Origin of the sequence: Xanthomonas sp. NCPPB 2632 (assembly GCF_041228075.2) — a bacterium.
Lineage (GTDB): Bacteria > Pseudomonadota > Gammaproteobacteria > Xanthomonadales > Rhodanobacteraceae > Luteibacter.
This window is the reverse complement of the sequence record NZ_CM192979.1, coordinates 928,410-952,174: the sequence shown is the minus strand read 5'-3', so window position 1 is coordinate 952,174 and position 23,765 is coordinate 928,410. Positions and strand designations below refer to the sequence as shown.

Here is a 23,765-nt window from a genome sequence, read left to right as displayed (position 1 = left end):
AAATATGAAAACACCTTTAAGCCGTCAGATCCGCCGCCCTGGGATGCTTTCAACTTAGAAAAGCTCCGTCCCTGAGCGACATATGAATGATGCATCAGCGAAACGGGATCTGTCCATACCACAAATCCGAATTCTGCATCCACCCTGCAGTTAGCCGAGCAGTAGGAGATCCCGCCATGGCGTTTCCCTGGCTTGCATCGACATGATGGCTAGACCGACACCTGCATAGCCAACCAAAAACCCAGCGTTCGGTACAAACTGCCGCGCCTCGCCAACTGGAAGCAAAGCATCAAACGCCGTCAGTCCTGACTTTAAATAGTTGCCTCGAAGGACTGTCCACCATCGATCAGCGGCTGCTGTAAGCTCGACATCTCCCCCTAAGCTGGACGAAAGAATATCAAACATTAGCGCGATCCCGGACACCCCATGGCAAAGGCCGGCATCTTGAGCTTGCGCTGCTTCGGCCGTAGTACGACCTGCAGCATGGGCTCCGATTTTTTGAGCTGCAAGTTTTAGTTCCTCATCACCAAGAGCGATGGCCGCCCTAGCGAGGGTAACAGCTATTCCAAGATCGCCATAGCACCAACCAAGGCGGGAGCATTTGGACGCTCCGGCCACGGTTGAGAAAATACTTCCGTGCGACGCATCCCAGTCTGCTTGATTCAAAAGCCACAAACAGCCAGATCGTACAAGTCGGCTAACTTTTAGTTTAGCTACAGTCATTTCAATCGCAGGAATAAGCGATGCTATCACTGCCGGAGTGCCGTGCGCCAAACTTAAATTGAATTCAACCTTCCCATCGTCTTGCAATAAATAACGGGAGCTGCTAGGTGTGGCCCAAGCAAGTTGGTCGCCGCCAAAACGAGTTGCAGAAATGTCGAATAGATCAATGATCTTTGCATAGAGTGCGTGACATCTACCAACCCGCGCCCGACGAGCCGCATACATAGCAATACCTGCAAGCCCTTGGACAAACTCCAACTCTCCGTCCCAAGCTTCTACAGAAACACGCGCAAGGAGGGCAGTATCCACGCCACAATTGTAGTCAATATTGTTCGAATCCCCCTGCTCTTGGAGTATCAATTCTAAAACTGAAGCTACTCCGGGAAGACCGCGATCAACAGTGCAAGGAAGCTCCGCTCGGTACGCTTTTTGAAGATAACTCGTAAGTTCATCGAATCTTTCTTCTACGTCCAGCCCTGGAATTGACTTAGCTATATACCAATAAAATAGTACGATTCCAGCAAGTCCATTAAGCATCCCCGCTTCAGAACTAATCGGGATCGTATCCAGGTACCCCTTAATATCTAGAACCGCCGACTTCGTCCATACGTCAGTTCTAATGCTCATGATCGCCATCTCCAGGTCTTCATTGTTTGCACTTTAATTCCGAAACCAGTGTCAGTAACAACAAAACTTATAAATAATTTACTGAATACGTTTCCTGTAGAACGCCGCCACGAAGTCGTCCAGCGTGCCCGCCTCGATCGCGCCGCGCAGTCCGGCCATCAGCCGCTGGTAGTGGCGCAGGTTGTGCATCGTGGCCAGCTGGCTGCCCAGGATCTCGTTGCAGCGATCCAGGTGGCGCAGGTAGGCGCGGGAGAAGCCGTTGGCGCAGGCGTAGCAGTCGCAGCCTTCCTCGATCACGCGGGTGTCGGCGGCGAACTTGGCGTTGCGGATGCGCAGGGTGCCCTCGTGGGTGAAGAGAAACCCGTTGCGGGCGTTGCGGGTGGGCATGACGCAATCGAACATGTCGATGCCCCGGCGGACGGCCTCGACGATGTCCTCCGGCCGCCCGACGCCCATCAGGTAGCGGGGGCGATCCCTGGGCAGCATCGGCAGGGTAAGGTCGAGGGTGTGGTTGCGCTCCGCCTCGGGCTCGCCGACGGCCAGGCCACCGATGGCGTAGCCGTCGAAGCCGATCTCGACCAGACGGGACGCCGAGCGATGCCGCAGGTTTTCGTACGTGCTGCCCTGGACGATGCCGAACAGCGCGTTGGGGTTGCGCAGGTCGTCGAAGGCCTGCCGCGAGCGCTCGGCCCAGCGCAGGCTGAGCTCCATGGAATCCGAGGCGACCTTTTCCGTGGCCGGGTACGGCGTGCACTCGTCGAAGATCATCGCGACGTCGGAATCCAGCACCTTCTGGATACGCATCGATTCCTCGGGCGAGAGGAACACCTTGGAGCCGTCCACCGGCGAGGCGAAGGTCACCCCCTCCTCCGTGATTTTCCGCTTGTGCGCCAGGGAGAACACCTGGAAACCGCCGGAATCGGTCAGGATCGGCTTGTCCCAGCCGATGAACCGGTGCAGCCCACCGAATTCGCCGACGATCTCCAGACCGGGGCGCAGGAACAGGTGGAAGGTGTTGCCGAGGATGATTTCGGCACCGGTGTCCAGGACATCGCGCGGGGTCATGGCCTTGACGGAGCCGTAGGTGCCCACCGGCATGAAGGCCGGGGTTTCCACGGTGCCGCGGCCGAAGCGGAGACGGCCGCGCCGCGCCGCGCCGTCGGTGGCGAGAAGGTCGAAGGGGAGCTGGGTCATCCGCCTAGTGTAACGGGAGAGGCCATTGCCGTTTAAGCGTCACGCCATGTCGGCATGCTCCTAAAGTTCCGCGAGTTTCCGCCGATCCCCTCACCACAGGAGCGAGCCCAGACCGGGGTTCGCACAGGCCCCGGGAGTAACTGCCCTTGATCATCCAGCCGACCAGTGTCGCCGCCCAGCTCTGGGCCGGCGCGGCTGCGGGCACCACCGCCGCCGCCGACGCATGGCGGGTGGGCACGTTGCTCACGGCGCGGGTGATCGGCCAGAACGACATCGGCAAGCTGCTGCTGGACATCGGTGGCATGACGGTCGAAGCCGACACGACGGGTACGCAACTGCCCTCGCAGTTCCAGGTGCGGGTACTCACCCAGGGCGCGCAGCCGCAACTGGAAGTGCTGCTCGCGCCGACCGACGAACGCGTGGCCTTGCAGGGCCTGCGCGAGCGCCTTCCGCAACAGAACGGCTATGCTCCGTTGCTCGGCGCGCTGGCCGCGCTGGCCCGCAGCCCGGTTGCCCGGTCGCTTCCCGCACCGCTACGCGCGGCCCTCGCCACACTGGAAGCCTCGATCAGCCGCCCCGACGATGTCGGCACGCCGACGGGCATGAAGGAAGCCATCGCCCGTAGCGGCGTCTTCCTGGAATCCCAGCTGGCCGAGCCGCATGCCGAACTGCCGGCCTCCGACGACTTCAAGGCCGCGCTGATGGTGCTGCGCCGGGTGCTGGCCGACCTGCCCCCCACCCGTGCGCCCGGCCTTGCCGCCGGCATGGGCGGGACGCTGGCCATGGGTACCGGTAAAGGCCCTCTCGGTGCCCTGCCCCGTCCGCTCAGCGACACGCCTCCGCCGCTCGCACAGCGCGCGCTGGTGGCACAGGCGCGTGCCGACGACCTGACCATCACCGAAGACGACGTCGACACCCTGGTCAGCCAGCTGCGCACGGATACCCGCGCCGCGCTGTCGCGTGTGGAAATCGCCCAGCTCGAGTCGCATCCCCAGGCCGGCGTGTGGATGGTCGAGGTACCCCTGGCCGGCGTGCGCGGCTATGACGTGCTCCAGCTGCGCATCGAGGAAGGCAAGGCCGGTCCGGGCGAGCCGGAAGGTCTGTGGACCATCGGCTTCGCCATCGACCCGCCGACCCTCGGCGCGGTGCAGGGCGAAATCCAGCTTCGCGCCCCGCGGGTGTCCGTACGCCTATGGGCAGACCACGGGCCGACGGCCGCACGCCTCGAAAACGAATTCGTTCCCCTGCGTCGCACGATGGAAAAGAGCGGCCTCCAGCTCGACCATTTCTCCTGCATGCATGGCCTGCCCGTGCCCACCAGCGCCTATAGCGCTGTCCTTCTCGAAGCGCGCGCATGAACCAGGCCCTGCCTTCACCGCGACGCAGCGTCACGCTGCGGCTTGCGACGCCCACCAGCAGCGGCAAGAACGAACGCGTGGACGCCGACGGCGTGAAGGCGATGCTGGAGCGTGCGCAGGCCATGGGCCTCGCCCCGCACCTGGACCCGCAGGTCGCCACGTTGCTGGCGGCGGTGCGCCTGCGCGACGACGTGCCGCCGGAACTCTATGCCGCCCTTGCCGCGGTGGTCGGCACCTTGCTGGCGGCGACCACGGACTGACCGGTCAAAGCACGCCCAACCCCTTGAGGGTGGCGTCTTCCGTGTCGAAGCCAGCCCATGCGGCAAACCGCTTGCCCCGTTCCGCGTAGTCGCGGAACTGGTCGAAGCTGGGTGCACCGGGCGAAAGCAACACCACCCCATCGCCGTAGAGCACCCTGCGCGCAGCCGCGACAGCGGCGGAAAGATCGGCCACACGATGCACCTGCGCCACGCCCGCCGCCTCCAGCGCCTCGGCGATGCGGGGCCCGTTGCTGCCCTGGCAGACGATCGCCGCCGGGGCATGCTGCCGCATCGCTTCGACGAAGGGCGTCCAGTCAAGCCCACGGTCGTGCCCCCCCACGATCAGTGCGACACGCGCGTCGCCCACGCTTTCCAGTGCCGCGAGGCTGGCCAGCGGCGTGGTGCTGATGGAATCGTTGATCCAGCGCAGGCCGTCACGCACACCCAACGGTTGCAGGCGATGCGGCAAGGGAACGAAAGAAGACAGCGCGGGCGCCGCCGCTCGCGTATCGAAACCCATGATCTCGAGGGCGGCCAGCGCGGCACAGGCATTGAGCGCATTGTGCAGGCCGGGCGCGGACACCTGCGAGGCAGCGATTACGTTCTCGTCGCCACGCCGTATCCAGCCATCGGCCACGTGCCAGTGCGCCACGTCGCCGAAGGTGTGCAGGCCCGGATGCGGCGCGGCACGCGCCAACAAGGCAGGCTGCAAGGCATTGACCAGCACCCGTCCCGACGACGCCAGCAGTTTCAGCTTGTCGTCGACGTAGCGCTCGCGCGAGCCGTGCCAGTCGAGGTGTTCCTCGTAGAGGCTGGTAACCACCCCAAGGCCCACGCCGAAGGCCTCGCCGGTCTGGAAGCTGGACAGCTCGATCACCCACAGGTCGGCCGTCTGGCCGTCCAGTTCGAGCATCGGCAGGCCGATGTTTCCGGCCAGCGCCGTGCGCACGCCCAGCGCACGGGCGAGATGCGCGATCATCGCCGACGTGGTGCTCTTGCCCTTGGTGCCCGTGACGGCGATGGTGTTCGCCGAGACGTTGGCGGCGAACCACAGGGCGGTGCCGGAAGTGAAGCGCGTGCCACGCGACTGCGCGGCGAGCATCTCCGGCTTGTAGGCCGAAATGCCCGGCGACTTGATGACGACCTCGTACGCGGCGAGAGCATCGGCATCCGGCGCGGCCTCGTGCACACGCAACGCCGGATACGCGGCTCGCGCCGTTTCCGCTTCGTCGGCTGCACAGTAGAGGTCGACCGGCTGGCCCGGCAGGTGCCGCGCCAGCGCATTCAGTGCCGCGCGGCCCTCACGACCGAAGCCCCACACGGCGACACGCCGTCCCGCAAGATCAGCCCAACGCATCCAGCGCTCCGTGAAGGCGTTCCGGCACCAGGTGCGAGGCACCGGGCTGCAACCACGGCTCCAGGGCCAGTTCGCCGGGGTCCAGTTGCGGCACGATCTCGCGACGGAAGCGCGAAACCAGCGCATCCTCGCGCCACTCGGGACGCTCGGCCAGCGCGGCAAGCGCGGCGCGGGCCTCGGCGCCTTCACCGACGCATTCGAACGGCTTGTGGTCCTTGTATTCCAGCAGGGCATCGAACGCGCCGGCCAGCGCGTCGTCGTCGAGCAGGTTGCGGCCGAAGATCGACACCAGCCGCGGTTTGGCCAGGAACGGTGCCAGCGCCAGGAACACGAAGTGACACTTGGGGCATTGCCCGCACCAGCGATCCGCCGGCTTGGGGCCAAGGATGCGGAAATTGCGGTTGCAACTGGAGAACACGTCGAAGTAACCGGTGCCCAGTCGCGCGAAGGCGCTGGTCACCGCCAGTTCCGACCACGGCCGCAGCAGCGAGCAGTAGTCCAGGTCCGCGGCCACGTGCGAATGCAGGTAGTCGTGGAAGGTCTTCTCGAAACCGAAGCCCTTGCTCCACTGGTGGTTCACTTCCTGCCCGTCGTATTCCAGCGTGGCCACCGAGGCGGAACGCTCGTTGGCGAACACGATGGAGTCGTAGCCGTACAGCAGCGCGGCCAGCGTGAGGATGGCCGAATTGATCGCGGTGACCGGGATATGCCCGTTCCATGCACCCAGGCGATTGAGCTCGAACAAACCGGGCGCCAGTTCGCGCGACACATTGAGCGTGGACAGCCCCGTGCGTGCCGCGCATTCGGCGATGAGCGGGGAGTTGCCCACCCACACCGCCGTGGCGTCGCCGCCGATCGACTTCACCGCCTCGACGGCCACCACCGAATCCTTGCCGCCGCCGATAGGCAGCAGCGATCGCGCCGGCAAACCGACCGCCGGCGCGGTACGGTGCACCGAACGCTCGAACGGGAAGGCGATGCGGCCGCGCAGGTCGAGCCGGTTGCGGTACGCAAACTCGGCCAGGCCGTGCAGGTACAGCGCATCGGCCAGGCTGGCCGTGGCTTCGTCCAGCGGCGGCCCTTCGACCACGATGGACGGCGGGATGCCCGCTTTGTAATAGCTGACACCGGCCACGATGTGCAGCAGGCGAAGGGCCGCGGCGAACGCGGCCTCGCGTTCCACCGGTACGGTGGGCGCACCGGGGAAGGTCACCCGCTCGGTGAGCTCCACGCCGTCGTCGAAGGCGTAGACCAGCTCCACCACGCCATCGGCGAAGGTATGACGGACGAAACGGAAGCAGGCGCTGCCGCGGGGATCGGTGAGCGTGGCGGTCATGGCAGCAGTACCTCGTCGGCTTCGTCGCGCAGGTTGTAACGCGACGACATGACGGCGCCATAGGCACCGCCCTGCGCCACCAGGATCACGTCGTTTTCGCTCGACGCCGGCAAGCGCCGATCCGAGCCGAGGATGTCACCGGATTCGCAGATGGGGCCGACCACCTGGTACATGGTGGTGGCCGGCTCGCCGTGGCGCGTGAGGTTGACGATCTCGTGCCAGGCGTCGTACAGCGCGGGACGGATAAGGCTGTTCATGCCCGTGTCCAGGCCCAGGTAGCGCACGTTCGCACCCTTCTCCTTCTCCTGGGTCACACGCGCCAACAGCACGCCGGCGTCGGCGACGAGGTAGCGACCGGGCTCCATCCACAACTGGAACTGCGGATAGGCCTGGCGCACGGAGGTCAGCACCCGATCCAGCGCAGCCATGTCCAGCGCCGTTTCGCCCGGGTGCGAGGGCACGCCCAGGCCGCCGCCGATGTTCAGCACCGTGATCGTGCCGATGCGTTCGGCCAACGCGGCCAGTTGCGAGTACACCTCGCCCCAGTGCGCGGCGTCGAGGATGCCCGAGCCCAGGTGCGCATGCAGGCCGATCACCCGCGCGCCGGCCGCGTCGGCCAGGCGCAGGAAACGGTCCACCTGCTCGATGGGCACCCCGAACTTGCTGCCGGTGCCGCCCGTCTTCACCTTGTCGTGGTGTCCCAGCCCGCGGCCCAGGTCCACGCGCAGGATGATCTCCCGCCCGCTGAAGAGGTCGCTCCAGTGCTCGATCGGATACAGCGCGTCGATGGTGATCGTGGCGCGCGTGCGCAGGGCACTCTCGAAATCGCGACGGGAAGCGAAATTGGGGGTGAACAGCAGCGGCGTGCTTTCCGGCACCGCCGCCGACACGGCGGCCAGTTCACCCGGCGATACGCACTCGAACGCGAAGCCTTCCCCGGCCAGCACCGCGAGGATGCCGGGGTGGGTGTTGGCCTTGACCGCGTAATGCGCGCGATCCACGGCCTGCAGCGACTTCACCCGACGCGCCTGGGCGCGCACCGTGGGCAGGTGGTAGACGTAGCGCGGCGTGCGCTGTGTGGCCAGTTCCACCAGTTTCAGCCGTTCGGCCTGCCACCACGCGGCGGCCGGCAGGGCCTGGTCGCCAGCACCGTAGAGGGCCTGCCACGAGGGACCGAACACCATGCTGTCGTCCGTGCGCAGGGCACCGGCACCGATCAGCAGTTCGTGCAGCCGCGGCAGCATGGCGTCGACCACGTCCTCGTCGACCACGAAGGTCAGGTTGAGGTTGTTGGACGACTGCGAGATGAGGTGCACGCGCAACTGGCCGAATTCCGCCAGCACGCCGGACAGCTTGTGCAGCATGGAGCGCATGCCGCGGCCGACCAGGGTGATCGCCGCGCAGGGCGCGATCACCTTGACCCGGCACACACGTGCCAGGTCCGCGGCCAGGGCGGCGATGGCATCGGAATCGAGCAGGTTCTCGGTCGGGTCCAGCGACACCGTGACGTTGGTCTCGGCCGAACCGATCAGGTCCACCGACAGGCCGTGCCGGCGGAACGCGTCGAACACATCGGCCAGGAAGCCGACCTGCTGCCACATGCCCACCGATTCCATCGACACCAGCGTGATGCCCTTGCGCGCGCTGATCGCCTTGATGCTGGGCGCGTGCTCGCGGATCTCGGGACCGATGAAGGTGCCTTCCAGCTCCGGCCGGTTGGTGTCCTTGATGAGCAACGGCACGCGCGGCTCGCGCAGCGGCGAGAGGCAACGCGGATGCAGCACCTTGGCCCCGGTGGAAGCGATTTCCTGGGCCTCTTCGTAGTCCAGGCGCTGCAACAGGCGCGCACCGGCGACCTGGCGGGGATTGGCCGTGAACATGCCGGCCACGTCCGTCCAGATTTCCACGCGGGCCGCCGCCAGCAGCGCACCGAAGTACGCCGCCGAGGTATCCGAGCCGCCGCGGCCGAGCAGCACGGTGCGGCCGTGCTCGTCGCAGGCGATGAAGCCCTGGGTGATGAACACCTCGCCACGCACCGCCAGCCGTTCGGACAGCGCCGCGTCGTGGTGCGGCTCGACCATGGCCGACAGCACGCGGGTGCGCTCGTTCTGGTTGGGCAAGGCCACCGAATGCAGGCATTCGCGCGCATCCACCCAGGTGGTGGGCAGGCCGTTCGCGCTGAGGAAGGCCGCGCCCAGCGCGCTGGACATCAGTTCGCCATGCGCCTGTGTGCGCGCCTGCCAGGCCAGCTCGCCAAGCTCGCCGGCACCGCCGTCGGCCAGCGCGGCCAGGTCGGCCAGGCGCGCGCCCAGCGTTTCCGGCATCGCCAGCGACATCTCGGCGAGCAGGGCGTGGTGGCGATCGGCCAGTGCGGAGGCCGCGTCCGAGCGGCGTTTCGGGTCCGGATGCGTGCAAAGCTGTTTCAGGCCGTCGGTGATACCGGACAGGGCCGAGACCACGATCAGCACACGCGCGCCTTCGGCGCGACGGCTGGCGGCCAGCTCGAGGATATTGCGCCAGCGTGCGGCCGTGGCAACCGACGTGCCGCCGAACTTCATGACGATCCAGGGCGCGTTGACAGGCAACGGCGCGTTTGCGTTTTCGCTCACGGGACTCTTTGGGCTGGTGGGAAAAGCGGGCTGCCGAGGGTGCGGCATATCCTTTGAAGTGTTGCGCTGCAACGGAAAAAACGCAATCTGCTGGGGGGGGTGTTGGAGCAAGAGCTGGGCCTCGAAGCAAGAGCCGGCGGGTGCCACCCTCGTGGCCACGCCTGCGGCGACCCGTCAATGAAGGGCCGCTCCGCGGCCGTTTATCTATTCCCCTTCGGGGCGGGTCGGGCTTCGCACAGGGGTTCTCGACTCGACATCCTGTCTCGCGAGAACGGCCGGCCGTCCTGGCCGGCCCCCTTCGGGCCTGATCTGTGCGAGTCCCTCGCCTGCGGCTACCGGCCACGAGGGTGGCACCCGCCGGCTCTTTCGGCGACTGAGGTTGCTTGGAGTCGAGCAGAAGAGCCAGGTTTCGCTTCGTTGCTGGGAACGCTCGCTTGCCTGTTGTGCACGGCGTCCGTCGCCTTAGGTGTGTTGAGGGTTCGCGCACGTGCGTGCGCTCCTACACGGCCGGCGGATCAGGCGTGAATAGACCGGCCCTACCTTCGGGGTAGGAGCGCACGATGTGCGCGAACAGCCAACAAAGCGCTGACGCCGTATCCCGACCCCTGCTCGTTCACCCCGTGCGCTGCTCGCCCAACACGCCACCTCAGTTTGAGGAAGAGCCGGCGGGTAGCCCCCTCGGGGCCGGTAGCCGCAGGCGAGGGATTCGCACAGATCAGGCCCGAAGGGGGCCGGCCAGGACGGCCGGCCGTTCTCGCGAGACAGGGATGTCGAGTCGAGAACCCCTGTGCGAAGCCCGACCCGAGCCCGAAGGGCCATAGATAGACGGCCGCGTCAGCGGCCCTTCCCTAGCGGGTCGCCGCAGGCGTGGCACCGAGGGGGCTACCCGCCGGCTCTTGCTCCAACGCCCGAGGCTAAAGGCGATGCCGAAGGCGAGCCCGCCACATCAACCTCCCAGAACCTTTTACAAACCCGCCATCCCAAGCCATCCTCCCGTCTTTGCCCAAACCCGACCACGACCCATGGAAAATCCCGGCTACGCCCGCCGCCTCACGCTCATGGATGCCGCCCTCATCGTCGTCGGCGGCATCATCGGCGGTGGCATCTTCCTCAATCCAGGCATCGTCGCGCAGCGCACGTCGTCCGGCTGGGTGCTGCTGGGGCTGTGGGTCGGTGGTGGCCTGCTCACCCTGATCGGCTGCCTCTGCTATGCGGAACTGGGCGCGCGGCGCCCCCAGGCCGGCGGCAGCTACGTCTATCTGCGCGAAGCCTTCGGCCGGCTGGCCGGGTTCCTGTTCGGCTGGACCATGCTGCTGGTGATCTACAGTGGCAGCAGCGCCGCGGTGGCCACCATCTTCGGCACCTATGCCACCTCGGTGTTCGGCCTGTCGCCGGACCTGGTCAAGCCGCTGGCCGTGGGCGCGCTGATCTTCGTGACCGGACTGAACCTGTTCGGCATCCGCTTCGGCGCCCAGGTGCAGAACGTCTTCTCCATCCTCAAGCTGCTGGCGATCGCCGCCCTGGTCGTCACCGGGCTGGCCTTCGCCGGCGTGGGCAACACCCAAGCGCTGGCGCCGGGGGTCGTGCCCACCAGCGGCAGCCTGGCCAGCGCGCTGCTTCCGGTGCTGTTCGCCTTCTCGGGTTTCAGTTACCTCAACAACCTCGCCGGCGAGGTGCGCGACCCGCAGCGCACGCTGCCACGCGCGCTGGTGCTCGGCATGCTGGTGGTGATCGCCGCCTATGTCCTGACCAACTACGCCTATATGGCGGTGCTCGGCCACGACGGGCTCGCCGCCAGCCAGGCCCCGGCGGCCGATGTCATGAGCCGCGTGTTCGGCACGGCCGGTGCGCGGGTCATCGCCATCGGTATCGCCGTGTCCACGCTGGGTTTCTGCAACATCACCCTGGTGGCGGGCGCCCGCGTGCTGCAGGTCATGGGCGAGGACGGCCTGTTCTTCGCCAGCGTGGCCCGGCTGCACCCGCGCTACCGCACGCCCAATATCGCGCTGATGGCGCTGGCGGCGTGGGCCATCGTGCTGGTATTGGGCGCCAACTACGGCCAGTTGCTGGACTTTGCCGCGTTCGGCGACTGGGCGGCCTACGCCGTCACCATTGCCACGCTGTTCTGGTATCGCCGCCACGGTGGCGAACGCCCGGCCTTCGCCACACCGGCCTATCCGCTGCTGCCGCTGGTCTTCATGGCCACGGTGGTCGCGGTGGTGGTGGCCTATGCCCTGGACAAACCGCTGAGCGCGGGCGTCGTCTGCCTGGTGGTGCTCGCGGGCCTGCCGGTCTACGCGGTCTGGCGACGCCTGTTCAGTAAACTCGCTCGCTGATCACGGGCACCGATGCCACAATGACCCGGTTAAGCTGAGGAAAGCAGATGGCACAGCAAGGTCCGACGTCGCCCGTACCCGTTCCCACCCCGCAGGATGCCGCGCAACCGGCGCCCACGCCCGTACGTGAAGGCATCGACCTCATCGTCAACGACAAGCGCTACAGGCACACCGGCGACAAGACCATGCCGCTGCTGTGGTACCTGCGCGACGTGCTGCACCTCACCGGCGCCAAGTACGGCTGCGACCAGGGCGACTGCGGCTTCTGCACGGTGATCGTCGACGGTCGCGCCGTCGCGGCCTGCCACACCCCGATGGCCAAGCTGTCCGGCAAGCGCGTCACCACGGTCGAAGGCCTGTCCGGCAAGGACGGCAAGCTGCATCCGGTGCAGCAAGCCTGGATCGACGAGGACGCGATCATGTGCGGCTTCTGCCAGCCCGGCCAGATCATGGCGGCGGTGGACCTGCTCTCCCGGCAGAAGAATCCCTCCGACGACGACATCGACAAGATCGGCAACCTCTGCCGTTGCGGCAGCTACGGCCGCATACGCAAGGCGATCAAGCGCGCGGCCGGCACCATGAAGGACGGCAAGGCATGAGCGGCGAAGTCAGGCTGTCCCGTCGCCGCTTCCTCAAGTACGCCGCCGGTACCGCCGGTGCGCTGGTGATCGGCATCGGCACGGCGGAAGCGCTCGATCGTCCGCCGCCGCTGGGCCTGCTCGGCGATGCATGGGCGCAGGTCGGCCCCTACCTGCGCGTGGCCGCCGACGGCCGTGTGTACATCGGCGTGCGCGACCCGGACAACGGCGAAGGCACCGCCACGTCGCTGGCCCGGATCATCGCCGAGGAACTGGACGCCGACTGGTCGCAGGTGATCGTCGAACCGCTGGGCCTGGGCGTGCGATCGGGCAACGGCGAGCCGGATTTCATCTACGGACGCCAGCGCAGCGGCGATGCCACCAGCATTCCCGCCGCCTGGGCGGATCTGCGCCAGGCCGGCGCGCTCGGTCGCTGGCTGCTGCTACAGGCCGCCGCGCGGCGGCTCGGCCTGCCCGCCGACCAGCTGCGCAGCGAGAACGGCGCGGTGATCGCCAGCGACGGTCGCCGCCTCTCGTATGCCGACCTGGCGTCCGCGGCCGCGTCGGTGGATGCGCCCTCCACCCCGCCGCCGCTGAAGGCGGCCGACCAGTACCGCCTCATCGGCCAGCCGGCTGGCGATGTCGATGCACGCGCGGCCGTCACCGGACAGCTGCGCTACGCCGCCGACGACACCGTCGGCAATGCCGTGGTCGCCGTGCTGGCGCGCTGCCCTTACCCGGGTGGCACGCTGGACAGCGCGGATCGCGATGCCGCGAAGAAGGTCGAGGGCGTCTACGACATCATCGACATCACGCCGGAGCAGGGCCAGGCGCCCGGTGACACGCCCCAGGCCCCGGCCATCGCCGTCCTGGCGAGCGACACCTGGTCCGCCCTGTCCGGGCGCGCCGCACTGAAGGCGAAGTGGAAGCCGGGCGCCACGCCGGAGCCCAACAGCTACACGCTCGAACAGAAAGCCCTCGAACTGTTCGCCGATGATGCCGCCACGCCCAGCACCGTGCGCAGCGACGGCGACATCGCTGCCATCCGCAAGAAAGCCGCGCGCACGCTCGAAGCCACCTACTTCCAGCCGTGGGTGGCCCACGCCACCGCGGAAACGCCCAACTGCGTCGTCCGCCTCGATCCGGACACCAGCATCACCGTCATCGCCGCCACGCAGTCGCCGCGCGCCGCCTATGCGGTGGTCCAGCGGATGACCGGCTTCCGGCCTGACCAGATCGACATCCAGGTGCCGCGTGGCGGCGGTGCGTTCGGCCGACGCCTCGAGCAGGACTACATCGCCGAGGCCGTCGCCGTGGCGCTGGCGAAGAAAGACGACGCCATTCGCAACCGCCCGGTGCGGCTGCTGTGGACACGCGACGACGACCTGGCCCACGACTACTACCGTCCGCTGGCCGTGCATCGTCTGAATGCCTTCATCGATCGCAAGAAGGCCCTCGTGGGCTGGCAACAGCGCATGGCCAGCCCTTCGGTGCTGGCGGGCGGCAATACGCCCGACAACCGACTGTGGCAGTCCGAGCTGGTGGCCGACGCGCTGCCGGCCGGCCTGGTGCCGAACTTCCGCAGCGACTGGTACCCGCTGCCTTCGCAGCTGTCGCGCGGCGAGTGGCGCGGTTCGCCCAACGTCACCCCCACCTTCGCGTCGGAAAGCTTCATCGACGAGATCGCCAACCTGCTGAAAGTGAACCCGCTCGACTTCCGTCTCGGCATGCTGGGCGACGGGCGCCAGTTGCCCTACAGCGGTCGCGGCGGCCCGATCGATACGGCTCGCCTGGCCAATGTGCTGAAACTGGCTGCCGAGAAAATCGACTGGAGCCGCTGGCTGCGCAGCGAAAACGGCCTCGGCATCGCCTGCTCGTATGTGTTCGGTGCCTACGTGGCCCATGCCATCGAAGTGGCCCCGTCGGGCGAAGGCATCGACATCCACCGTGCCGTCTGCGTGGCCGACGTCGGTCGCGTGATCAATCCGCTGGGCCTCGAGGCCCAGCTACAGGGTGCCACCATGGACGCGCTGTCCACCGCGCTCAACCTGGCCATCACGGTGAAGGATGGCCGGGTGCAGCAGACCGGCTTCCGCGATTACCCCGTGGCGGCCACCCAGCCGCTGCCCTACGAGGTGGAAACGGTGATCGTGCCGTCCACGGCCGAGCCCACCGGGGCCAGCGTGATCGGTGTACCCTCGGCGGCACCCGCGCTGGCCAACGCCGTGTTCCGCGCCACCGCGGTGCGTATCAGGCGCCTGCCCCTGCTGCGCGAGTTGTCCCGCCTGCGCTGATACTCCCCGTCCCGCCCGAGGTAACGCATGACCATCGCATCATTCACCTCGGGCTCGACGGCCACGCGGACCGACGCCGACCTGATCGGCAGCAACAAGCGCTTCTACGACGCCCTGTGGTCCGAGGCAAAGCTGTTTTCGCCCGACCGTTTCAACACGTGGCCGCTGGTGGCCGAGCTGACGGCGCAGACCACCCGCCGCCTGGAAGTGGCCCCGGGCCTGCGCCCGCGGCTGCCCCTGGACGGCACCCAGTTCGTGGACCTCAGCCGCCCGGCCCTGGCCGAGCTGGGCCGTCACGGCGCCCGCGTGGCCAACGCCATGATCGGGGCCCTGCCCTTTCGGGACGCCAGTTTCGACTTCGTCTGCGCCTTCGACATCCTGGAACACGTGGTGGACGACGAGGGGGCGCTGGGCGAACTGGCGCGCGTCGCCGAGCCCGGCGCCCGCCTGCTGATCTCCGTGCCGCTGCACCCCGAGGCGTGGACGGCGTTCGACGACTTCGTCGGGCATTACCGCCGCTATGAGCCCGACGCCATCCGCGACCTGCTGGCCCGTCACGGCTTCACGATCGAGCGCAGCGCCGTCTACGGCATGCAGCCGAAATCGTCGAAGCTGCTCGATCTGGGCCAGTGGTACCTGACCCACCAGCGGGCACGCGCCATGTGGTGGTACAACCGCGTTTTCATGCCGCTGGGCATCCGGTTCCAGAAGGCGCTGGCCTTCACGCCCGGCTTCGAGCCAGGCCCCGGGGTCGACGAAGTGCTGCTGGTCTGCCGCAAGGCCGCCACTTAAATCGAGTAAAAACAGGGGCTTTACACATGGCGCGGCGCAACTGGTTATGATGCGCCACCCTCCCCGCCCCTTCCGGAATCGGCATGCTCTATCTCATGCACGAATGGCAACGCTCGATGCTCAGCCCGCTGACCTACTGGGCCGAGGCGAGCGCGAAGATGTTCGGCGATGCCGCCAGCCCGTTTGCCCGCATGCCTGGCGCCGACCGCGCCGCCGCGGGTTACGAGTTGATGTTCCGGCTGGGCAAGGCCTACGAAAAACCGCAGTTCGACATCCACAGCGTGCATGCCCACGGGCATGACGTGGCCATCGTGGAACAGGTGGCGCTGGCCAAGCCCTTCTGCACGCTGAAGCGCTTCAAGCGCTTCTCCGACGACCAGGCCACGGTCGACACGATGAAGAACGACCCCGCCGTGCTCGTGGTCGCCCCGCTGTCCGGCCACCACTCCACGCTGCTGCGCGATACGGTGCGCACGCTGCTGCGCGACCACAAGGTGTACATCACCGACTGGGTGGACGCCCGCATGATTCCCCTCGACGCCGGCTCGTTCTCACTGGCGGACTACGTGGCCTACATCGAGGAATTCATCCGTCACGTCGGCGTGCACCGTGCGCACGTGGTGTCGGTCTGCCAGCCCACCGTGCCGGTGCTGGCCGCGGTCTCGCTGATGGCCGCACGCGGCGAGGCCACCCCGGCCACGCTCACGCTGATGGGCGGACCGATCGACACCCGCAAGAGCCCGACCAGCGTCGACAACCTGGCCACCACGCGGCCGCTGTCTTGGTTTCGCAACCAGCTGATCCACAAGGTGCCCTACCAGTACCCTGGCGCGGGCCGCGAGGTGTATCCAGGCTTCCTGCAGCACGCCGGCTTCCTCGCCATGAACCCGAGCCGGCACGTCATGTCGCACTGGGATTTCTACGAAAACCTGCGCAAGGGCGACCTCGACGACGCCGAGCAGCACCGCAAGTTCTACGACGAATACAACGCGGTGCTCGACATGCCGGCGGAGTATTACCTCGACACCATCGAGACCGTGTTCCAGGAGCACCGTCTGCCCAAGGGCACGTGGGAAATCCACGGCGAGCTGGTGCAGCCGGCGAAGATCAAGAACACCGCCCTGCTCACCATCGAAGGCGAGCTGGACGACATCTCGGGAGCCGGCCAGACGGAAGCCGCGCACGGCCTGTGCAAGGGCATCGCCAAGAAGCGCAAGAAACACATCGTCATCGAAGGTGCCGGCCACTACGGCATTTTCAGCGGCCGCCGCTGGCGTGAAGTGGTGTATCCCGACGTACGCGACTTCATCAAGGCGCACGATAAGGGCAACAGCAACACCGGCGCGCAGGGTAACCGGCCGGTCTGATCACGTCCGGCATATGTGTGCGTGTAGGAGCGGACGATGTCCGCGAACCCTCACCATTCCTATGGCGAACGATGCCGAACGCGACGCACCAGCCGGCGTTACGCCCGATAAAGCCGGCTTTGTCGGGCGTCTAAAAACGTCCGCTCGATTTGGCGTTCGGCTTCATTCGCCATAGCCCTCCTGAGGGTTCGCGCGCATCGCGCGCTCCTACAACAGCGCCCAGCCGATCAGGCCGACGACGATGAAGAAGGGCACGGACCAGAAGTGGAACGTGGCCCAGGCCTTGCGCTCGCCCAGCAGGCGCAGGGCGATCAGGTTGGCCAGCGAGCCCAGCACGAAGCCGAAGCCGCCCACGTTCACGCCGAACGCGATGGTGCGCCAGTCGTGCGAGTACTCCGCCAGCAGGATGGCCGCGGGTACGTTGCTCACCACCTGCGAGGCCAGCGCACCCGTCGCGTAGAGGTGCCAGGGCGTATCGAGTCCGAGGCCGCCGATGAACGAGCGGATCGTCTCCAGGCCGGCCAGCATGCGCAGGTCGATGAACATCAGTACGAAGGTCAGCAGCAGCCCCCAGTCGATCGCGGCCACCACGCGGCGGCGGAAAACCAGGAAAACGACCAGCACGCCCAGCAGCGCCCACAGTTCGTGGTGCAGATCGGCCAGCACCAAGAAAGGCAGGTATAGGGCCGCCGCGGTGACCAGCATGCCCCGGTCCACCGCCTGCTCGCTGCTTTCATGCACTTCCAGCGGCTTGGCGGGAAACGCGACGGCGGTCACCACCAGCAGAAGCACCATCACGATCGCCACCAGCGGCAGCATGGCCAGCACGAAGCCGCCGAAGCCGTTGTCCCATTGCTGCCACAGGAACAGGTTTTGCGGATTGCCGATCGGGGTGAGCATCGAACCGGCGTTCACGGCCAGTGCCTCGAAAATCACCAGGCGCGTCGCTGGCATGCGGGCGATGCGACACATGCTGAGGGTGAGTGGCACCATGACGAACAACGACACGTCGTTGGTCAGCAGCATCGACAGCAGCGCGGTCAGCGCGACCAGGCCCAGCGCCGCGATCCGCCGGGTGGCGGTACGGTCGATCAGCCAGCGGCCGGCGACGTTCAGCGCGCCGCTGTGTTCCACCGCCTTGGTCAGGATCAGCAGGCCCGTGAGGGTGGCGATGGTCGGCCAGTCCACCAGGCCGGGCCAGCTCGAGATCCGCGACGGCTGGGCCACCGCGAACGCCACGGCAGCCGCCAGGAGGACAAGGAAAAGCACGTCGCGGCGCAGGTTGCGCAACGAGTCGGGTAGCCACGTCATGGAATGGATTCCGCCAAAGAGGGCGGGATCATAGCGTTACGCGGTGTCGCCTGGATGTACAAGGCGACACCGCGCAGCGCATACCGGGGTCAGTCGTCCTTGCTGACGGGTATGCTCACCTTGCCGGCGACGCCGTGCTGCTCGATGTCGCCGCTGCCTTTCGTGCGCACGGTCAGGTTGCCCTTTACGCCATCGACGCCCAGATCGCCCGAGCCGATCGACCCCACGTCGACGCTGCCATCCACGTCGGTCAGCTTGGCATCGCCCGAACCGACCGTGCCGATCCTTACGTCGCCATGGACTTGGCGGGCCGTGAGATCACCCGAACCGACCGAATCCACGCTCATCGACCCGGCGCCGTCGACCTTCACGTCGCCCGATCCGATGCGTGCATGCACGGCACCCTTGACGTCGGATGCCTCGATATCGCCGGACCCGGCGCCGACGTCCAGCGAGGCGATGCTGCGCAGCTTGACGTCACCGGAGCCGGCTTCGACCGTCACCGGCAGGCTGGCGGGAATCGTGGCTTCCACCTTGAGGTAGCTGTAGTGGTTGCCCCAGCCACCCGACCACGATTTGTCCTTCTCGGTCAGTTCCACCACCAGCGTGTCGCCACGCTTTTCCTGGGTGACGATCAGGTTGTCGACGATCTTCTGATCGGAGCCGCAGGCCTTGCCGCGGAGGGTGCCCTTGCCTGCGGCCGATCCACCCTGGACGGACAGATCGTAGGAGTTGACCACGAAGCGCACGGAGCGCACCCCCGAGAGGTCGAGATCGAGATTGCGGTCCGCATGGAAGGCGCAGGAGGGCACGTTGTCCGCCAGGGCGACAGCGGGCAGCAGCAGGAGCGAGGCGAGAACCAGGTGGCGCATGGGGAATCCCCTTCAGTGATGGGTTGCAACCAGGGATGGATGCCGCCCGCGCGAAAAAGGTTGCAAGGCCCTTCACGCGAACCTGAGCGGCCGGCAACGACTTGGTCAACGGCTTGCCGGGCGGCACGTTTTTCATCGTGCAAGTCCAACCGGGAGATACCCTATGCAACGCAAGACCCTTCTCGCCAGTGCCGCTTCCCTCCTCCTTGCCGGCTCGGCCGCCTTCGCGTATGCGCAGGATGCCGCTCCCCAGGCCCCAGCCACCCCGACCGCGCGCATGGCGCCGCCCGCGAATGCCGCGCAGGGCCCCCAAGGTGGCCCGAAGTGGAACAAGGGCGACGACCACGGCCGCGGCGATCGCGGCGGCTGGGGCCGTCACGGCCACGGCGGCATGCAGAACGCCGGCGTCATCGGCGACCTCCGCTCGCTCGAGCGCCTTTACGTGAGCACCGGCCGCCAGAAGGAACTGCCGGCGCTATACAACGAGGTGCTGGCCAAGTCGCAGAACCCGATGGTCCGCGACTACGCCTACCGTCACCTGGCCCGCGCGCAGATGCAACCGCAGAACGTGGATGCGGCCATCGCCACGTTGCGCAAGAGCCTGGACGAAAACCTCGCCCAGGACCAGAAACGCCACCAGGACATGGAAGCCTTCAGGCAACACATGCAGCAGCGCATGGCGGCCAAGACGCCTGACGCGAAATAAACCGAAGGCATCGCGCACATCAAAGCATCGCGCACATCGTGCGCTCCTACACCCGCCGCGCCGTAGGAGCGCACGCTGTGCGCGAAAAGCCAACAAAGCGACGAAGCCGCACCCCCCATCCATGCGCAGCGTAGGAGCGCACGCTGTGCGCGAAAAGCCAACAAAGCGGTGATGCCGCACCATCCATCCAGGCGAGGCGTTTCCGATCGCCAAACGAGGCAACACCTACCTTAACAACCGGATTCACGGAAGCGCCCGCCTGTGCCGATATCTCGCCTCATTCGCATGATAACGGCCGAGGGATCGCGCACATCGTGCGCTCCTACATGGCTTTTACGCGGGACCAGAGGGCTTCCTGTTCTTCCAGCGTGTATGACGCCAGCGTGCGACCTTCAGAGGCGGCCATAGCTTCCATGCCGCGGAAGCGGCGTTCGAACTTCGCGTTCGCACCGCGTAGCGCGCGCGACACATCGACCTTCGCATGCCGGGCCAGATTGGCCGCGACGAACAGCACGTCGCCGATCTCGTCGGCGAGGCGTTCCTCGTCCGCGCCGTTGTCGAACTCGTAGCGCACCTCGTCGATTTCCTCGACGATCTTGTCCAGCACCGGTCGATGATCGGGCCAGTCGAAGCCGACGTTGGCGGCACGCTTCTGCAGTTTCACCGCACGCTGCCATTCGGGCAGGCCGTGCGAGATACCGGCGAGCGCACTGGTGTCGTCGCCGCCCTTGATGCGGCGTTCTTCCGCCTTCAACCGGTCCCAGTCGCGCGAGCGCGCGGCGTCGCTTTCATGCGTCACCTCGTCGAACACGTGCGGATGGCGGCGGACCATCTTCTCGCAGATGGACTGCACCACGTCGCCGAAGGCGAAGTGCCCGGCTTCCTCCGCCATGCGCGCGTGGAACACCACTTGCAACAACAGGTCGCCCAGTTCGTCGCGCAGGTCGTGCATGTCGTGGCGGTCGATCGCGTCGGCTACCTCGTACGCTTCCTCGATGGTGTACGGCGCGATGGAGGCGAAGTCCTGCTTCACGTCCCACGGGCAGCCCGTGGCCGGATCGCGCAGGCGCGCCATGATCGCGATGAGGTCGTCCACGGGCCGGCTCATGCCGCGTCGTCCGGATCGATCAGGCGCGCCGCCCAGTCCACTGTGGTGTCGCCGCAGGCAATGAATTCGGGATTGATCAGCGAATCGCGCGTGTTGTAGCGGAACGGGCGCCCGGCCAGGTCGAGCACCGCGCCGCCGGCCTCCTCGAGCACGCACTGCGCCGCGGCCGTATCCCACTCCGAGGTGGCGCCCAGACGCAGGTAGATATCCGCCTCGCCGCGGGCGATCACGCAGAACTTCAGCGACGAGCCCAGGGCGAAGGTCTCGTGGGTGCCCAGGCGATCCAGCAGCGTCATGGTGCGGCCGGTGCCGTAGGAACGGCTGCCGGTGACCATCAGCAGCCCGTTGGCCGGCCGTGTGGCCAGCGCCTCGCGAGGCGCACCCACCGTGCGCTGGCGCCAGGCACCGCCACCGGACACCGCGGCATACAGATCGCCCGAGACCGGGACCAGCACCACGCCCAGCACCGGTCTGTGATCCTCGATGAGCGCGATGTTGACGGTGAACTCGCCGTTGCGCTTGACGAATTCGCGGGTGCCATCCAGTGGATCGACCAGCCAGTAGCGGCGCCAGGTGCGACGCTCGGACCACGGCGCGGCCAGGGCTTCTTCCGAAATCACGGGAACGCCCGGTGCGAGACTGTGCAGGCCTTCGGCGATGACACGTTGCGCGGCGAGATCCGCCGCGGTCACCGGGGAGTCGTCGTCCTTGCGCACCACTTCGAAGTCGTGCGCGTAGATGGCCAGGATCGCATCGGCGGCCTGGCGCGCGATCGCACAGACCGGGTCGAGCCAATCCGCGTACGCCACCGTCATACCGGTTTGTAGCGACCGGCGAGGTACTCGCGGGCCATGAACAGCGCGGCGATGGAACGACCGTCGGTGACATCCTCGCGGGCGATCAGTTCGTGCAGGTTGTCCATGCGCCAGGACACGACTTCCAGTTCTTCCGGCTCGTCACCGGGCAGGCGCTCGGGGTAGAGGTCTTCGGCCAGCACCACGTGGATGCGGTGGGTCATGTAGGCCGGCGAGAGCGACAGCGTGCCGAGGAAGGTGAGCTTGCGCGCACCGAAACCCACTTCTTCCTTCAGTTCGCGGTTGGCGCCTTCCTCCGCGGTCTCACCGGCATCCATGCGGCCCTTGGGCGCGCCCAGTTCGTAGTGGTCCACGCCCACGCTGTATTCGCGCACCAGCAGCACGGTGTCCGCGTCCTGCATGGGCACGATCAGCACGGCCCCGTGGCCGCTGCTTTTCAGGCGCTGGAAGGTGCGGCGCTCGCCGTTGGAGAACTCCAGGTCCACTTCCTCCGCGTGACGGAAGTGCGTGGTGGACGCATCGCGCGTCGCAAGGATCGTCGGGCGTTTGTTCATCGGTCGATTGTACCGTCGGTGAGCCGGACCAGCGCCTCGGCATGGATCGCAGGGGTGCCGGCCAGCACGCTGCGCGTGTCGAGACCCGGCGCGGCACCGGACAGGTCGGTGAAGACGCCTCCGGCCTCGGTGACGATCACCGCCAGCGCGGCAATGTCGAGGATATTCACGTCGGACTCGATGACCAGGTCGAGCGAGCCGCGCGCCAGGAGGTGGTAGTGGCAGAAATCGCCGTAGCCGCGAATGCGGTTGCTGTCGCGGATCAGGCCGCCCAGGGCATCCCAGCGGCGGTCGGCCGTGAGCGTCTTCACGTTGCCCGTGGAAATTGACGCCTCCGCCAGTCGGGCGGTAGGCGCCACGCGGACCGGCTCGCCATCGAGGAAGGCGCCACGGCCACGCACCGCCCACATGCGTTCGCCGTACACGGGGGCCGAGGACACGCCCAGCACCAGTTCGCCGCGATGCATCAGCGCGATCTGCGTGGAAAAGAACGGCGTGCGGCGGACGAAACTCTTGGTGCCGTCCAGCGGGTCCACCAGCCAGAGGTACTCGCGCGAGGTGTCGTCCGCACCGTATTCCTCGCCGTAGATGCCCGCCTCCGGCAGGGCCGCGGCCAGGATGCCTCGGATCGCCATCTCGGCTTCGCGATCGGCGGCGGTCACCGGGGTGTCGTCGCCCTTGACGATCACCTCCACGCCCGAGCGCCAGTAATGCAGGATGATCTCCGCCGCGGCCTGCGCGGCTTCCCGGGCAGCGGCAAGCGCGGTGTCGAGGGTATCGGTCATGGCGTGTTCGCGGGGGCGAGCCCGGCCTTGCGTTGGAGGTTGACGGCACCGTCGCGACCCAGCGGGCCGAACCGGGCGATGAAATGCGAAAGCGCGGTGTCGGGGGCGCGCGGGGCCAGGCGGCCGTCGAGGCGCCAGCCGAGGGGCGAGGCGGCAAGGGCCGCGTTCGCGGCCAGCGGCCCCTGGCCGTCGTCGGCCAGCGTGGCACGCAGCACGCCACCAACACTGGCTGCCTTCAGGGCCAGGTTGCCCAGCGCCACGACGCCTTCCGGCGTGCGCACGGCCGCGGCGTGCCAGCGGATGACCGCGTCCAGCGCCAGCGGCCAGTTGCCCTGGAGGTCGGCCTGCGGGATATGGCCTTCGACGACGCCCAGCGGCGCCAGGTCCTGCGGGGAAGCCGGACCGGCCAGCGCCGCTGCATCCAGCCGGAAATCGACGCCGGTCCAGTGCACGGTGTCGGGATCGGTACGCTCCAGGTGGCCGTCGAAGCGCCCGGCACGACCGTCCATGTGCAGCTGCAGGTGGATGCGACCGAAGATGGCGTCCCGCCCCAGGCGCCAGCTGGCCTGGCCCAGTTCGCGGCCGTCACGCGCCGTGATGCGACCCGCGCGTCCATCCCAGAGCGTGCCCGACAGGTCGTCCAGCACCACGCCCTTCGCGCGCGCGGCGAACAGCGGCACGGCCACGCCGGCAGGCAGGAACCAGTAGAACAGGCCGCCGGCAAGCAGCAGCACGACGACGCCCAGGGCGACCCGACGAAGCCATTTCAAACCATCACCTCGA

Annotated in this window: 20 protein-coding genes; 8 read left to right on the top strand and 12 right to left on the bottom strand. The window is 67.1% G+C overall.

All coding sequences use genetic code 11. The features are described from left to right. Positions 1-150 precede the first annotated feature (150 nt). Both AB8808_RS04210 and tgt read right to left on the bottom strand, forming a co-directional pair. Positions 151-1,350 carry a lanthionine synthetase LanC family protein gene (locus tag AB8808_RS04210; RefSeq protein WP_369927015.1) on the bottom strand — a complete coding sequence of 400 codons (1,200 nt, stop codon included), beginning with the start codon at positions 1,348-1,350 and terminating at the stop codon, positions 151-153. A gap of 78 nt (positions 1,351-1,428) precedes the next feature. Continuing rightward, on the bottom strand, positions 1,429-2,544 hold the full coding sequence (gene tgt, locus AB8808_RS04205; RefSeq protein ID WP_369927013.1) for a tRNA guanosine(34) transglycosylase Tgt: 1,116 nt from the start codon (positions 2,542-2,544) through the stop codon (positions 1,429-1,431). Positions 2,545-2,690: 146 nt separating this feature from the next. Between tgt and fliK the strand changes: the two genes are divergently transcribed. After that, positions 2,691-3,902, top strand: a complete 1,212-nt coding sequence (gene fliK / locus AB8808_RS04200) for a flagellar hook-length control protein FliK (protein WP_369927011.1) — start codon at positions 2,691-2,693, stop codon at positions 3,900-3,902. Further along, on the top strand, positions 3,899-4,162 hold the full coding sequence (locus AB8808_RS04195; protein WP_369927009.1) for a flagellar biosynthesis protein: 264 nt from the start codon (positions 3,899-3,901) through the stop codon (positions 4,160-4,162). Before fliK ends, AB8808_RS04195 begins: the two co-directional genes overlap by 4 nt. A gap of 4 nt (positions 4,163-4,166) precedes the next feature. Here AB8808_RS04195 and murD read toward each other — a convergent pair whose 3' ends face one another. From murD to AB8808_RS04180, 3 genes are read right to left on the bottom strand one after another with little or no spacing between them, the layout of a single operon-like run. After that, the gene (gene murD / locus AB8808_RS04190; protein WP_369927007.1) at positions 4,167-5,519 is read right to left on the bottom strand and encodes a UDP-N-acetylmuramoyl-L-alanine--D-glutamate ligase; all 1,353 of its coding nucleotides are present in this window, start codon (positions 5,517-5,519) and stop codon (positions 4,167-4,169) included. After that, positions 5,506-6,855 carry a UDP-N-acetyl-alpha-D-muramoyl-L-alanyl-L-glutamate epimerase gene (gene murL / locus AB8808_RS04185; RefSeq protein WP_369927005.1) on the bottom strand — a complete coding sequence of 450 codons (1,350 nt, stop codon included), beginning with the start codon at positions 6,853-6,855 and terminating at the stop codon, positions 5,506-5,508. The genes murD and murL overlap by 14 nt, the downstream gene beginning before the upstream one ends. Continuing rightward, entirely contained in the window at positions 6,852-9,413 is a 2,562-nt protein-coding gene (locus AB8808_RS04180) for a bifunctional aspartate kinase/diaminopimelate decarboxylase (RefSeq protein WP_369931325.1), read from the bottom strand. The genes murL and AB8808_RS04180 overlap by 4 nt, the downstream gene beginning before the upstream one ends. A 1,073-nt stretch (positions 9,414-10,486) precedes the next feature. On the opposite strand from AB8808_RS04180, the gene AB8808_RS04175 reads away from it, so the two are divergent. The 5 genes from AB8808_RS04175 to AB8808_RS04155 all read left to right on the top strand — a co-directional run bounded on the left by AB8808_RS04175 (position 10,487) and on the right by AB8808_RS04155 (position 16,831). After that, a complete protein-coding gene (locus AB8808_RS04175) occupies positions 10,487-11,800 on the top strand; it encodes an APC family permease (RefSeq protein WP_369927003.1) in 1,314 nt (437 codons plus the stop codon). A gap of 47 nt (positions 11,801-11,847) precedes the next feature. Beyond that, positions 11,848-12,399, top strand: coding sequence for a (2Fe-2S)-binding protein (locus AB8808_RS04170; protein ID WP_369927001.1), 552 nt, complete (start codon positions 11,848-11,850; stop codon positions 12,397-12,399). Continuing rightward, positions 12,396-14,672 (top strand): xanthine dehydrogenase family protein molybdopterin-binding subunit, encoded by a 2,277-nt coding sequence (locus AB8808_RS04165; protein WP_369926999.1) that lies wholly within the window; start codon positions 12,396-12,398, stop codon positions 14,670-14,672. Before AB8808_RS04170 ends, AB8808_RS04165 begins: the two co-directional genes overlap by 4 nt. Positions 14,673-14,699: 27 nt before the next feature. After that, entirely contained in the window at positions 14,700-15,464 is a 765-nt protein-coding gene (locus tag AB8808_RS04160) for a class I SAM-dependent methyltransferase (RefSeq protein WP_369926997.1), read from the top strand. 83 nt (positions 15,465-15,547) lie between these two features. Continuing rightward, complete coding sequence (locus AB8808_RS04155) at positions 15,548-16,831, top strand: polyhydroxyalkanoate depolymerase (protein WP_369926995.1); 1,284 nt, start codon at positions 15,548-15,550, stop codon at positions 16,829-16,831. Between the two features lie 207 nt (positions 16,832-17,038). Here the strand turns inward: AB8808_RS04155 and AB8808_RS04150 are convergent, their stop codons facing one another. Both AB8808_RS04150 and AB8808_RS04145 read right to left on the bottom strand, forming a co-directional pair. After that, positions 17,039-18,142, bottom strand: coding sequence for an SLC13 family permease (locus tag AB8808_RS04150; RefSeq protein WP_369926994.1), 1,104 nt, complete (start codon positions 18,140-18,142; stop codon positions 17,039-17,041). Between the two features lie 89 nt (positions 18,143-18,231). Continuing rightward, entirely contained in the window at positions 18,232-19,014 is a 783-nt protein-coding gene (locus AB8808_RS04145; RefSeq protein ID WP_369926992.1) for a DUF4097 family beta strand repeat-containing protein, read from the bottom strand. A gap of 163 nt (positions 19,015-19,177) precedes the next feature. Between AB8808_RS04145 and AB8808_RS04140 the strand changes: the two genes are divergently transcribed. After that, positions 19,178-19,720, top strand: a complete 543-nt coding sequence (locus tag AB8808_RS04140; RefSeq protein WP_369926990.1) for a hypothetical protein — start codon at positions 19,178-19,180, stop codon at positions 19,718-19,720. Between the two features lie 322 nt (positions 19,721-20,042). On the opposite strand, the gene mazG is transcribed toward AB8808_RS04140, so the two are convergent. From mazG to gspN, 5 genes are read right to left on the bottom strand one after another with little or no spacing between them, the layout of a single operon-like run. Then, a complete protein-coding gene (mazG, locus tag AB8808_RS04135) occupies positions 20,043-20,828 on the bottom strand; it encodes a nucleoside triphosphate pyrophosphohydrolase (RefSeq protein ID WP_369926988.1) in 786 nt (261 codons plus the stop codon). Beyond that, positions 20,825-21,643 (bottom strand): 3'(2'),5'-bisphosphate nucleotidase CysQ, encoded by an 819-nt coding sequence (gene cysQ / locus AB8808_RS04130; protein WP_369926986.1) that lies wholly within the window; start codon positions 21,641-21,643, stop codon positions 20,825-20,827. The genes mazG and cysQ overlap by 4 nt, the downstream gene beginning before the upstream one ends. Then, positions 21,640-22,197, bottom strand: coding sequence for an ADP compounds hydrolase NudE (nudE, locus tag AB8808_RS04125; RefSeq protein ID WP_369926984.1), 558 nt, complete (start codon positions 22,195-22,197; stop codon positions 21,640-21,642). Before nudE ends, cysQ begins: the two co-directional genes overlap by 4 nt. After that, complete coding sequence (locus AB8808_RS04120; protein ID WP_285405788.1) at positions 22,194-22,982, bottom strand: inositol monophosphatase family protein; 789 nt, start codon at positions 22,980-22,982, stop codon at positions 22,194-22,196. The genes nudE and AB8808_RS04120 overlap by 4 nt, the downstream gene beginning before the upstream one ends. Next, entirely contained in the window at positions 22,979-23,752 is a 774-nt protein-coding gene (gene gspN, locus AB8808_RS04115) for a type II secretion system protein N (RefSeq protein WP_369926982.1), read from the bottom strand. The genes AB8808_RS04120 and gspN overlap by 4 nt, the downstream gene beginning before the upstream one ends. Positions 23,753-23,765 lie beyond the last annotated feature (13 nt).

Bases quoted from the DNA above. Each gene is read 5' to 3' on its own strand.
- AB8808_RS04210 (WP_369927015.1), bottom strand. From the start codon at position 1,350: ATGAGCATTAGAACTGACGTATGGACGAAGTCGGCGGTTCTAGATATT.
- AB8808_RS04165 (WP_369926999.1), top strand. From the start codon at position 12,396: ATGAGCGGCGAAGTCAGGCTGTCCCGTCGCCGCTTCCTCAAGTACGCC.
- AB8808_RS04150 (WP_369926994.1), bottom strand. From the start codon at position 18,142: ATGACGTGGCTACCCGACTCGTTGCGCAACCTGCGCCGCGACGTGCTT.
- AB8808_RS04195 (WP_369927009.1), top strand. From the start codon at position 3,899: ATGAACCAGGCCCTGCCTTCACCGCGACGCAGCGTCACGCTGCGGCTT.
- nudE (WP_369926984.1), bottom strand. From the start codon at position 22,197: ATGAACAAACGCCCGACGATCCTTGCGACGCGCGATGCGTCCACCACG.
- murD (WP_369927007.1), bottom strand. From the start codon at position 5,519: ATGCGTTGGGCTGATCTTGCGGGACGGCGTGTCGCCGTGTGGGGCTTC.
- tgt (WP_369927013.1), bottom strand. From the start codon at position 2,544: ATGACCCAGCTCCCCTTCGACCTTCTCGCCACCGACGGCGCGGCGCGG.
- AB8808_RS04155 (WP_369926995.1), top strand. From the start codon at position 15,548: ATGCTCTATCTCATGCACGAATGGCAACGCTCGATGCTCAGCCCGCTG.
- AB8808_RS04120 (WP_285405788.1), bottom strand. From the start codon at position 22,982: ATGACCGATACCCTCGACACCGCGCTTGCCGCTGCCCGGGAAGCCGCG.
- mazG (WP_369926988.1), bottom strand. From the start codon at position 20,828: ATGAGCCGGCCCGTGGACGACCTCATCGCGATCATGGCGCGCCTGCGC.
- cysQ (WP_369926986.1), bottom strand. From the start codon at position 21,643: ATGACGGTGGCGTACGCGGATTGGCTCGACCCGGTCTGTGCGATCGCG.
- murL (WP_369927005.1), bottom strand. From the start codon at position 6,855: ATGACCGCCACGCTCACCGATCCCCGCGGCAGCGCCTGCTTCCGTTTC.
- AB8808_RS04160 (WP_369926997.1), top strand. From the start codon at position 14,700: ATGACCATCGCATCATTCACCTCGGGCTCGACGGCCACGCGGACCGAC.
- AB8808_RS04180 (WP_369931325.1), bottom strand. From the start codon at position 9,413: ATGAAGTTCGGCGGCACGTCGGTTGCCACGGCCGCACGCTGGCGCAAT.
- AB8808_RS04140 (WP_369926990.1), top strand. From the start codon at position 19,178: ATGCAACGCAAGACCCTTCTCGCCAGTGCCGCTTCCCTCCTCCTTGCC.
- AB8808_RS04145 (WP_369926992.1), bottom strand. From the start codon at position 19,014: ATGCGCCACCTGGTTCTCGCCTCGCTCCTGCTGCTGCCCGCTGTCGCC.
- AB8808_RS04175 (WP_369927003.1), top strand. From the start codon at position 10,487: ATGGAAAATCCCGGCTACGCCCGCCGCCTCACGCTCATGGATGCCGCC.
- AB8808_RS04170 (WP_369927001.1), top strand. From the start codon at position 11,848: ATGGCACAGCAAGGTCCGACGTCGCCCGTACCCGTTCCCACCCCGCAG.